General features: G+C 64.7%; 12 protein-coding genes and 1 pseudogene. 3 read left to right on the top strand and 10 right to left on the bottom strand.

Annotated features, from left to right (window positions below):
- From LB557_RS31930 to LB557_RS31250, 4 genes and pseudogenes are all read right to left on the bottom strand, one after another.
- Positions 1-226: pseudogene (locus LB557_RS31930) on the bottom strand (hypothetical protein); the annotation flags it as partial.
- Between the two features lie 8 nt (positions 227-234).
- The gene (locus tag LB557_RS31260) at positions 235-792 is read right to left on the bottom strand and encodes a DUF4142 domain-containing protein (RefSeq protein ID WP_224643923.1); all 558 of its coding nucleotides are present in this window, start codon (positions 790-792) and stop codon (positions 235-237) included.
- A 124-nt stretch (positions 793-916) separates the two neighbouring features.
- Complete coding sequence (locus LB557_RS31255; protein WP_411970589.1) at positions 917-1,870, bottom strand: YihY/virulence factor BrkB family protein; 954 nt, start codon at positions 1,868-1,870, stop codon at positions 917-919.
- Positions 1,871-2,140: 270 nt separating this feature from the next.
- Complete coding sequence (locus tag LB557_RS31250) at positions 2,141-2,884, bottom strand: DUF899 family protein (RefSeq protein ID WP_224643921.1); 744 nt, start codon at positions 2,882-2,884, stop codon at positions 2,141-2,143.
- A 153-nt stretch (positions 2,885-3,037) separates the two neighbouring features.
- Between LB557_RS31250 and LB557_RS31245 the strand changes: the two genes are divergently transcribed.
- Positions 3,038-3,376 carry a hypothetical protein gene (locus LB557_RS31245; RefSeq protein WP_224643920.1) on the top strand — a complete coding sequence of 113 codons (339 nt, stop codon included), beginning with the start codon at positions 3,038-3,040 and terminating at the stop codon, positions 3,374-3,376.
- A gap of 87 nt (positions 3,377-3,463) precedes the next feature.
- On the opposite strand, the gene LB557_RS31240 is transcribed toward LB557_RS31245, so the two are convergent.
- The 5 genes from LB557_RS31240 to LB557_RS31220 all read right to left on the bottom strand — a co-directional run bounded on the left by LB557_RS31240 (position 3,464) and on the right by LB557_RS31220 (position 8,052).
- Positions 3,464-4,288 (bottom strand): carbohydrate ABC transporter permease, encoded by an 825-nt coding sequence (locus LB557_RS31240; protein WP_224643919.1) that lies wholly within the window; start codon positions 4,286-4,288, stop codon positions 3,464-3,466.
- Position 4,289: 1 nt separating this feature from the next.
- Positions 4,290-5,162 (bottom strand): carbohydrate ABC transporter permease, encoded by an 873-nt coding sequence (locus LB557_RS31235; protein ID WP_224643935.1) that lies wholly within the window; start codon positions 5,160-5,162, stop codon positions 4,290-4,292.
- A gap of 80 nt (positions 5,163-5,242) precedes the next feature.
- Positions 5,243-6,511: an ABC transporter substrate-binding protein gene (locus tag LB557_RS31230; protein WP_224643918.1), complete on the bottom strand. Its 1,269-nt coding sequence runs from the start codon at positions 6,509-6,511 to the stop codon at positions 5,243-5,245.
- A 114-nt stretch (positions 6,512-6,625) separates the two neighbouring features.
- Entirely contained in the window at positions 6,626-7,114 is a 489-nt protein-coding gene (locus LB557_RS31225) for a GNAT family N-acetyltransferase (RefSeq protein ID WP_140617760.1), read from the bottom strand.
- Between the two features lie 5 nt (positions 7,115-7,119).
- Positions 7,120-8,052 (bottom strand): lytic transglycosylase domain-containing protein, encoded by a 933-nt coding sequence (locus LB557_RS31220; protein WP_224643917.1) that lies wholly within the window; start codon positions 8,050-8,052, stop codon positions 7,120-7,122.
- Between the two features lie 181 nt (positions 8,053-8,233).
- On the opposite strand from LB557_RS31220, the gene LB557_RS31215 reads away from it, so the two are divergent.
- Complete coding sequence (locus LB557_RS31215; RefSeq protein WP_140617758.1) at positions 8,234-8,803, top strand: methylated-DNA--[protein]-cysteine S-methyltransferase; 570 nt, start codon at positions 8,234-8,236, stop codon at positions 8,801-8,803.
- A gap of 23 nt (positions 8,804-8,826) precedes the next feature.
- On the opposite strand, the gene LB557_RS31210 is transcribed toward LB557_RS31215, so the two are convergent.
- Positions 8,827-9,153, bottom strand: coding sequence for a hypothetical protein (locus tag LB557_RS31210; RefSeq protein ID WP_224643916.1), 327 nt, complete (start codon positions 9,151-9,153; stop codon positions 8,827-8,829).
- A gap of 275 nt (positions 9,154-9,428) precedes the next feature.
- Between LB557_RS31210 and LB557_RS31205 the strand changes: the two genes are divergently transcribed.
- The gene (locus LB557_RS31205) at positions 9,429-9,641 is read left to right on the top strand and encodes a cold-shock protein (RefSeq protein WP_015316174.1); all 213 of its coding nucleotides are present in this window, start codon (positions 9,429-9,431) and stop codon (positions 9,639-9,641) included.
- Positions 9,642-9,901 lie beyond the last annotated feature (260 nt).

Raw genomic sequence — 9,901 nt, 5'->3', positions numbered from 1 at the left:
GTTGCGCGTTTTGCCTGGGCGTACCGACGTAGCGCCCTACGGCGCCCCCCTCTGTCCTGCCGGACATCTCCCCCACGGGTGGGGAGATTGGCAGCTTTGGCGCCGGCTCTCTTCCTGGCAATGTTGAAAATTGGCGAAGGCAGCGATGACAGCCAATCTCCCCCCTCGTGGGGGAGATGTCCGGCAGGACAGAGGGGGGGCGCCGTAGGGCGCCAGCTTGATCCAGCCCAGCCCCTAATGCGCCGCGCCGAGCTCCTTCACGTGCTTCTCGTGCATCTTCAACACGGGCAGCGTCTTCTTCGCGAATTCCTTCAGCGCGGGGTCGTCGCCCGATTTCGCATAGGTGCTGAACAGGGCGACCGCCTGCTTGTGGGCCTCAGTCTGCATCATGACGTATTTCTCATCGAACGCCTTGCCGCTGGCGGCTTTCAGCTGGTCCAGCATCTGCTGGTCCTTGGGCTGCAGCGCGGGTCCGGCGGGCTTGATCGAGGCGGTGGTCTGCCCCTTGCTCAGCGCCTGCTTGAAGTCCTCGCCGGCCTTGGTGTGGTCCTTGATCATCTGGCCGGCGAAGGCCTTGACGTCCGCCGAGGCGGATTTCTGTTCGGCGAGCCGGCTCGACTGGATCTCGAATTCATTGGCACTGGGCACGGTGCCGACAAAGGTCGGGGTGTCGACCTTGCTGTCGGGCAACATGGGCGCGACGGCGTTCGAATTGGTGCCGTTCGTCTGGGCAAGGGCGGCGGGCGCGACGGCGGTCAGCGCGACGGCGGCCATGGTCAGGAGCATTTTCATCTGGCGTCTCCGATCGGAATGGTTCCCTCGAGGAGTCCAACGCCGCAGATGCGGCGAGGTTGCCAGCCGTATCCCTTCTCGTCGCGCCGTAGAAGGGAAAGCAGCCTTGCGACCGCGGCAGGATCTACGGACGACGAGGCCCCAGCAGAAAGGCTGTCATCGTCGCGCTCACGCACGCCACCGCCAACAAGGGGACGAAGCCCGAAGAGCCGGGGCTTCGGTGCATTGGAACAAGGCTTTCCGGAGCCGGAGCATTTTGAACCAACCCGTCCAGGTCGGATCTGCTCCCCCGTCGAACGGAATAGGCGCGCGTCAACTCCGCACCGAGCAGAAAGATTTCCGATGAATAATAGACCCAGAGCAGTATGACGAGCAGCCCTCCGGCCGCACCATAGGACGATGCGATCGCACTCGTGCCGATATACCAGCCGATAAGCGACTTTCCCAACGTGAACAGCGCGGCGGTCACCACGGCACCGATCCCGACATCCCGCCACTGCAAGGCACGGTCCGGCAGCACTTTGTAGATCGCGGCAAACATCACCGAGATCAGGGAAAAGGAAATCAGGGTGTTGATGGCGCTCAGAACAAATTGGCCGAACGGCAGATAAGCGCTGATCACGCTGCCCAGAGCCGAGATCGCCGCGCTCGCCGCCAGGGATACCAGCAACATAAAGCCGAGGGCGGCGACCAGGCCCAGACTTGCCGCACGCGCGCGCAAGAGACGCGACAGCGAATCCCCTTTCGCTTCAACCTTCCATATTGCATTCAGAGCCTGCTGCATCTCGCCGAACACCGCGGAGGCGGTGACGAGCAGAGTGGCCACGCCGATGAGGGCGGCCAGGGTCCCCGATGATTTGCTGGATGCCCCTTCGAGCGCCGTCTGAAGCAGCGCCGCGCTTTCCCGGCCCATCAGCCCCGATATCTGAGCAGACAAGGCCAACTGTGCCGCGTCATGACCAAAAGCGATGCCGGCAATCGCAACGACGATTATCAGGACCGGGGCCAGAGACGTGGCGGCATAAAACGCCATCGCCGCGCCATGGCTAAGGGCATTGTCGTTGACAAAGCCAACCACGCTTTCTCGCACCAAGTCCCATACGTCTTTAACTGCAGGGCGCACGTCTAATCCGTGAAGCGGGTCGCAAACCGTCTCCTATCAATGCAGCGGATGTTCCGATGTTCCGGCCGACTTGAGTGAGAGTTCCAGCAGCCACGTGATGCGCGGATCAAGGACACGGGTCAAACACAAGGCATCGCCCGACGACCACGCCTGCCTCATCGAACAGGCCGATGGCGACCATGTGCTGAAGAGCCACTCGGAACGAAGCGTGCGGACTGAGCGACTTCAGTGGCAGCACGCCTCGCCATATTGCAGTTGCTCGCCGAAATTCGGCCGGCCTTCCGGCGTGAAATCCATCAGGTTCCACAGGATCTCGCAGGTGCCGATGGCGCGCGGGTCCTGGCCGGGTTCGGTCGGCGCGAAGCCGAGTTCCGACGACCAGAAATGCCTGATGCCGTCAGCATCGCGGTGGAACACCGACAGCAGCGGGATCTGCGCGCCGTCCGCGTCCTCGGCATTGTAGTCGCGCTTGAAGCTGTTGTTGGCCGACGACACCAGCCGCATGTTGCGCCAGCCGCGATCGCGGCCGAGCGTGACGAGGTTTTCCAGCGCCGTCTTGGCCACCACGGCGAAGTTGAAGCCGGCCGCTTCGAGATGGCCGACCGCGCCGTCGAACTGGTCGAGCAGGGCGGTGCAGGACGGGCATGGCTGGTCGGGCCGGGCGAGCTTCGCGGTACCGCCGCTGGTCGCGACGTCGCGTGTCTCCCGCGGATGGCGCGGGAACATCATGTTGTAGAGGATCAGCGTGTTCTTGCCGGGCGCGAACAGCTCCGACAGTTTTATCCTGGCGGGCTTGCCGGCTTCATCGAGGCCGTCGAATACATAATCCTGCGGCACCAGCCCGCCCGGCGGCAGCGCGCGGCGCGCCTCGGCCACGGCTTCCATGGCCCGGCGCAGCTCGATTTCCTTCTTCAGCAGCCTTTCGCGCGCGGTGCGGTATCTGGCGGATTCGTTGGGAAAGGTGATCATGATCGGCTCCTTGGTTCCGCGCGCCGGCGTCCCGGCGCGGTTGCTCTGCGACCCAAGGACGTTTGGCCGGAACCGGTCCCGACATTTCGCATCGGGACAGGCCCGGCCTTGCCACATACCCGTTATCGGCTACAGCTGCGAGTGGAGAGAAGAATGCACGAAGCCGACGAGATCGACCTGCGCTGCCCGCAAGTGGTGGCCAACAATGCCGCCAAGGGCCTGCGGCTGCGCAAGCAGTTCGGCCGTGGCGGCACCGAGATCGGCGTGGCGCGGGCGACGGAGCTGAAGAACCGGGAGAAGCTGGCGCCTTCCACCATCCGCCGCATCGTCAGCTACTTCGCCCGCCACGAGGTCGACAAGCGCGGCAAGAATTACGGCAATGAGGAAAACCCTTCGGCCGGCACCATCGCCTGGCTCTTATGGGGTGGCGACGAGGGCCGCGCCTGGGCGCTGGAGATCAAGCAGAAAATCGGCAACGCGCCCGATATCTGAGGATGCCCTGCCCTCCGCTATGGCTTCGGGCGTTCGTCGCTTCAATCGACAAATCGTTGTCGATTGATCGGCTTCGCCGACCACTCCTCACCCCTTGACCCCGCCGGCAGTGAGGCCGGAGACGATCTTGCGCTGGAAGATCAGCACCAGCACCACCAGCGGCACCGTGACGATCACCGAGGCGGCCATGATGTTGCCCCAGGGGATTTCGAACTGCGAATTGCCCGAAAGCAGCGCGATCGCCACCGGCACGGTCCGCCGCGCGTCGTTGGAGGTGAAGGTCAGCGCAAACAGGAACTCGTTCCAGGCACCGATGAAGGCCAGCAGCCCGGTGGTCGCCAGCGCCGGCCACATCAGCGGCAGGAAGATGCGCGTGATGATGATCCACGGCGTCGCGCCATCGAGGATCGCCGCCTCCTCGACCTCCACCGGCAGGTCGCGCACGAAAGCGGTGAGCACCCAGACGGTGAACGGCAGCGTGAAGATCATGTAGGAGAAGATCAGCGCGAGGAGGGAATTGTAGAGGCCGAACAGCCGCACCAGCTCGAACAGCCCGGCCAGCACCGCCACCTGCGGGAACATCGAGACCGACAGGATGGCGAACAGCAATGCCGGGCGGCCGCGAAAACGGATACGCGCCAGCGCGTAGGCCGCGGTGACGCCGAGGAACAGCGACAGCGCCACCACCGCACCCGAAACCACCAGCGAGTTCAGCAGGTTGCGCAGGAAGGCGCCTTCGGCCAGCACGTTGCGGTAATTGCCGAGGCTGGGCGCCTTCGGCCACAGGTCGGCATGGAACAGCTCGGTCCCCGATTTCAGGCTGGTGACGATGGCGTAATAGAACGGGAACACCGCGATGAGCACGATTGCTCCGACCAGCAGATAAAAGCCCATGCGCTTCAGCAGCCACATCTCAGCGGCCTCCGTCCAGGCTTAGCCGGCCGATGCGGATGGTGAGCATGGTAAGCAGAGCGAGAATGAGGAAGAGCAGGGTCGAGGCGGCCGAGCCATAGGCGAACTTGTCGAACTCGAACAGGTTCTCGCGGGCGAACACCGACATCGACTTGGTGTGCGCATTGTTGGGCGTCAGCACATAGATCAGGTCGAAGATGCGCAGCGCATCGAGCGCGCGGAAGATCACCGCCACCATCACCGCCGGGCGGATCAGCGGCAAGGTCACGCGCCAGAAGATCTGCCAGGGATTGGCGCCGTCCAGCCTGGCGACCTCGATGATCTCGCGCGGCAGCATCTGCAGCGCGGCAAGGATCAGCAGCGCCATGAAGGGCGTCGTCTTCCAGATGTCGACGATCAGCACCGCCGCCATCGCCGTGTCGGCGCTGGCGGTCCAGGCGATCTTGTGGTCGATCAGCCCGAGGTTGACGAGCATGACATTGATGATGCCGAACTGGTCGTTCAGCATCCACTGCCACATCTTCGCCGAGACGATGGTCGGGATCGCCCAGGGGATGAGGATCGCCGCCCTGACGATGCCGCGGCCGGGGAATTCGGCGTTGAGCACCAGGGCGACGACCATGCCGAGGATCGTCTCGCAGGTCACCGAAACCACCGCGAACCGCACCGTGTTCCAAACGGCGCCCCACCAGACCGGGTCGAGAAGCAGCCCGTCATAGATGACCCGCCCGCTCGGCATGCGCAGCACCGAGACGTAATTGGCCAAGCCGACCCATTGCCGGGCGTCGAGGTCTGACAGCGAGGCGTCGGTGAAGCTGAAATAGACCGTGCGCGCCAGCGGCCAGCCGGCAGCGGCGGCGAGCACCACAAGCATCGGCGCCAGAAACAGCCATGCCGAGCGCACACGCTGGCGCGTCAGGCTCGAACCAGAGCGCGCATCGGCCGGGTGCGCGCTCACCAGCCCTTGCCTTTCAGCCGGGTCAGCGTCGCTTCGAGGTCGGCCAGATTGTCGGCGGCGCTGCCCTCGCCGGACAAGGTCTTGTGGACGGCGTTCCAGAACTGGCTCGACGCCTCGTTGTACTTGTTCCTGGTCACCGCCGAGGGCCGTGGCTCGGCATTGAGGAAGACCTCCTTCCAGTGTGGAATGATCGGCTGTTGCCGGGCGATGTCGGCATCGTCATAGAGCGCCTGGATGGTCGGCAGGTTGGCGGTCTTGAGCGTGCGGTATTTCTGCATTGCCGGCGAGGCGATGAACTTGACCAGCTCGATCGCCGCATCCGGGTGCTTGGAATATTTCGAGACCGCGAGGTTCCAGCCGCCGAGCGTCGCCGCCGGCCGGGCGCCCTCGCCCGTGCCCGCCGGCAGCGGTGCGACATCGAACTTGCCCTTGATCGGCGACCCCTGGCTGTTGCCCAGCGCATAGGCATAGGGCCAGCTGCGCATGAAGACCGCATTGCCGGTCTGCCACACGCCGCGCGCCTCCTCTTCCTGGTAGGCGAGCACGCCGGGCGGCGCGATGGTGCCGATCCAGGCCTTGGCCATGTCGAGCGCGGCCGCCGCCTGGGGGTTGTTGATTGAAATCGCGCCATCCGGCTCGACGATATGGCCGCCGCCATTCGACACCACCCATTCGAACGCGTCGCAGGTCAGCCCCTCATAGGCGTTGCCCTGGAAGACGAAACCCCAGATATCCCTGTTGCCCGACGCCCGCTCCTTGTCCATCACCAGCCTGGCGGTGTCACCCAGCTCCTTCCAGGTGGCCGGCACCTTGGCGCCGTATTTGTCGAGCAGGTCCTTGCGGTAATAGAGCGCCGGCGCATCGGTGAAGATCGGCAGCGCCACCAGCCTGCCGTCGACGGTCTGCGACTGGATGATCGACGGGAAATGCCTGGCCACGACATCCCTGGTCGCCTGGGTCAGGTCGACGAACTGGCTGGCGAGCTGCGGCGCCCAGATGACATCGGTCTGGTAGACGTCGACGTCGCTGTTGCCGGCAGCGAGCCACAGCCTGTACTGGCCGAACTGGTCGGTCCCCGACGACGGCATGGCGACGATGGTGACCGTGTCGCCGCTCTCCTTCTCATAGCGGTCGAGGATCTCGCGCAGCACCTTGAGGCCGTTGCCGGTGTCGCCCGACACGATCGACAGCTCGACCGCGCGCGCCGGACCCGCCGCGAGCACGACAACGACGCTCAACGCCAGCCATGCGTGGAAAAGCTTCATCGCGGCGGATCTCCCTTGGCAGCCGGCGGCGCACGGCACCGGCAGCCGGTCAGACCCCACCGTTCATTGAATGCGGAGCAGCGCCTTGGGTTCCCGAACAGCCATCGCCGCCAGTCAGCCTTCCCAGGCGACGGGCCTCATGCCCAGCCGCTCGTAGAGCCGCACGGCGGCGGGGTTCTCGAGCGTATTGGTCTTGAGGTCGACATGGGCGGCGCCCCGGTCGCGAAAAATAGCGAAGGCGTGCCACATCAGCGCTTCGCCGACACCCTTGCCGCGCGCTTCTGGATGAACGGCCAGATCCTTGACGAACGCCGAGCTCCAGCACAGTGCAGCCGCCGCCAGCCTGCCCTTGGCGTCGATGACGAGGAAACACAGCGCCGGGTCGAATTGGGGATCTTCGGATATGCGCGGCCACCATTCGTCGAAGGGGCCGTCCGTGCCGTCGTCGAACACTTCGCCCAGCAACGCATGCAGGGGCAGCGCGTCGCCGCGCTCGAACGAGCGCATGACGAAGCCGTCCGGCCAATGCGGTGGAACGAGTGTCTCGTCGAGGATCTTGCGCAGCCGGATGTCGTTCGGAGCCGGCGGGCGCGGTTCGGGCATCGCGCTCAGGCGTCGGGCTGAAGGCGCCCGCGCTTGCGGTCGACGCCGAGGCCGGTCGCCTCGAGCAGGCCCTTGCGCTTGGCGTCGAAATAATAGCCGGTCTGGTAGAGCCAGTCGGCCTTCTTGGCGTTGCCGTTGGACACCAGCCAGGCGCCGCGCAGATATTTGACCGCGTATTTGAGGTTGGTCTCCGCGTCGAACAGGCCCTTGGCCGGCCCATCATAGCCCATGCCGCGCGCCGTCGCGTGCTTGATCTGCATCAGCCCCCAATGGCCGTTATTGTAGGCCTTGGGATTGTAGGTGCTTTCGCGGTTGACGACATGGCGCACCAGATCCACCGGCACCTGGTAGAAGGCGGCGTATTTGACGATCAGCCGGTCGACGTCGCCGCGCATGCCGGTCGCATGCTGCTCCGGCTCGACCGGCTCCGACGGGAACTGCACCAGGGCGGCAGGGTTCTGCGGCACGACATAGGCCACCTGCTGCACGCCAGGCAGTTTCTGGCCGCCCTTGGCAACCGCCGGCACGATGAGCCCGGCGGTCGTATAGGTCTCCGCCGACTGGATCGGCCGGCCGGCTTTCGCCGGGGCCGGCGCCTGCCAGGCATTGGCGGCCATCACGGCGGGCACGGCAGGCGCGGTTGGGGTCGCCCCGGCAAAGGCCGCGGTCGCCGCGGCCGGCTGGGCGACGGCATCGAGGGCAGGCGTGGCCGGGCTGGGGGTCGACTCGGCGGTCTGGACGGGGCTGATTCCGGAGGATTGCGGCAGCACCGAAACCGTCTCCGGCAAGGGGATGGTGAAGCCGGCATCGCTACCGGCGACGGTCGCGGTTTCGGTCAGCGACGGCGCGGCCTTCATCTGCGAGGTCGAGGTGCAGCCGCTGATGCCGGCAGCCGCCACGATCATGCCGATGGCGATAAGGGTTTGTTTTGCTGGCAAGCCGCGTTCGGTGTCCGGTTTGTCGGGTGTTAAGATTTTCCTTACACCAGCGATTCCTGGGTAGCAATCGGGGCCATCTGGTGGTTTTCGGGTGGCGGGATGCAGGCAGCGATGCCATATTGTTCCTGATATGTACCGGCAGGAATCCCGGATTTCGCCGCTTTGCGGAAAGGAGCGCAGCATGGAAACGACATCTTCGATCACGGCCGGCCACGCAGTGTTAGAAACAGTGATCGGTTTCATGGGCATCGCCTGGAGCGAAAAGGGCCTGATCCGGCTTTGCCTGCCCGAACGCAGCCGCGAAGCGGTGGAGCGGCGGCTGATGCGCCATGCCGGTATTTCCGCCTCCACGGCCCAGCCGTCATGGGTGGTCGAACTGATCGCCTCGATCAAGGCTTACGCCGCGGGCGAGGACGTCGATTTCACCGGCTTTCCCGTCGACCTCGACGGCATCGACGATTTCCGTCTCGCCATCTACGACGCGGCACGAAAGCTCGGCTACGGCGAAACCACCACCTATGGCGAACTCGCCAAGCGCGCCGGCCATGCCGGCCTGCCGCGCGAAACAGGGGCGGCCCTTGGCGCCAATCCGGTGCCGCTGGTCATCCCGTGCCATCGCATCCTTGCCGCCGGCGGCAAGATCGGCGGCTTCTCGGCGCCCGGCGGCTCGACCACCAAGGAAAAAATGCTGGCCATGGAAGGCGTGCATGTCGGCCCTCCGCCGCCGGCGCAGGTGTCCTTCGGCTTCTGACAGCAGTAAGCCGCTCCCGGGTGCTAATGGCGCCGGATGAATCGATGCCTGAAATGCTCATTGTCCGGCCGCTTGCAGTTGTACACCGGGCAGGACTTGGTGTCGGCGCTCGGCACATAGGCGCGTGTCCGCACCTCGCCCATGGTGCAGAACTGCTGGCTCTGCACATAGCGGTCATAGAGCGGCAGCCCCGGCACCCGCTTCGACTGATAGCGAAGGATAACCGCACCTTGGCGCGCGATCGTCGACTGGACCTTGCCGCAGCTCAGATGTGTCGGGTCGTAGCGCGAGATCGCTTGCGCCTGGGCGGCCACCAGCGTGAGGCAGGCGGCAAGCAGGATGGTTTTCATGGTCGCTCTCCCCTCGATCCGCCGCCCGGGACGGCACGATCTTGCGCCACGGTTTCACCAGATTGGGGCGGCCGTTGGGCGGCCCCGGATCACGACGTTTTCACGCAGTCTTGTTTTTTGTGCGAAAGCAGCCTATATCAGCCCCATTGATATTTCGGCCGATCGATCCGGGCCTCGCGATCTTCGCGTTTGCTGACGTCTATCTCCAAAATCTCGATGCACACCGGCTGGACTTCGGTCCGGTCATACCAAAGCAAATGTGAAGGACTATTTTTATGGCAACTGGAACGGTCAAGTGGTTCAACGCCACCAAGGGTTTCGGCTTCATCCAGCCTGACAGCGGCGGCGCGGACGTTTTCGTCCACATCTCGGCTGTTGAGCGCGCTGGACTGTCGACCCTGGTCGAAGGCCAGAAGATCAACTTCGAGATCGAGCAGGACCGCCGCACTGGCAAGTCGTCCGCTGGTTCTCTGAGCAAGGCAGCCTGATTTTGAAAATGGCGCGCGCCGGACGAGAGTTCGGGGCGCGCGGCAAGTCACGGATGTACTGACGGTCGCGCGAGAAGCGCGCCGGAGCGGAAAGAGCCGACAAGCTGGAACAGCAGATAGCTGCCAGCCCGGACCGGATGCTCCCAATCAGGCTACCGAAATGGGAAGGCGGGATTTATCCCGCCTCAGATTGCTGACAAACCCCTGGCTTTTGCCGGGGGTTTTTGATTCACTGGGTCATGTTGAAGCGACCCGCCCCT

Origin of the sequence: Mesorhizobium sp. BR115XR7A (assembly GCF_020165315.1) — a bacterium.
In the GTDB taxonomy this organism is placed as follows: Bacteria; Pseudomonadota; Alphaproteobacteria; order Rhizobiales; family Rhizobiaceae; genus Mesorhizobium; species Mesorhizobium australicum.
Note: the sequence above shows the minus strand (reverse complement) of the source record. Positions and strands in the feature narration are given on the sequence as shown.

Bases quoted from the DNA above. Each gene is read 5' to 3' on its own strand.
- LB557_RS31260 (WP_224643923.1), bottom strand. From the start codon at position 792: ATGAAAATGCTCCTGACCATGGCCGCCGTCGCGCTGACCGCCGTCGCG.
- LB557_RS31250 (WP_224643921.1), bottom strand. From the start codon at position 2,884: ATGATCACCTTTCCCAACGAATCCGCCAGATACCGCACCGCGCGCGAA.
- LB557_RS31245 (WP_224643920.1), top strand. From the start codon at position 3,038: ATGCACGAAGCCGACGAGATCGACCTGCGCTGCCCGCAAGTGGTGGCC.
- LB557_RS31240 (WP_224643919.1), bottom strand. From the start codon at position 4,288: ATGTGGCTGCTGAAGCGCATGGGCTTTTATCTGCTGGTCGGAGCAATC.
- LB557_RS31235 (WP_224643935.1), bottom strand. From the start codon at position 5,162: ATGCTTGTGGTGCTCGCCGCCGCTGCCGGCTGGCCGCTGGCGCGCACG.
- LB557_RS31230 (WP_224643918.1), bottom strand. From the start codon at position 6,511: ATGAAGCTTTTCCACGCATGGCTGGCGTTGAGCGTCGTTGTCGTGCTC.
- LB557_RS31225 (WP_140617760.1), bottom strand. From the start codon at position 7,114: ATGCCCGAACCGCGCCCGCCGGCTCCGAACGACATCCGGCTGCGCAAG.
- LB557_RS31215 (WP_140617758.1), top strand. From the start codon at position 8,234: ATGGAAACGACATCTTCGATCACGGCCGGCCACGCAGTGTTAGAAACA.
- LB557_RS31210 (WP_224643916.1), bottom strand. From the start codon at position 9,153: ATGAAAACCATCCTGCTTGCCGCCTGCCTCACGCTGGTGGCCGCCCAG.
- LB557_RS31205 (WP_015316174.1), top strand. From the start codon at position 9,429: ATGGCAACTGGAACGGTCAAGTGGTTCAACGCCACCAAGGGTTTCGGC.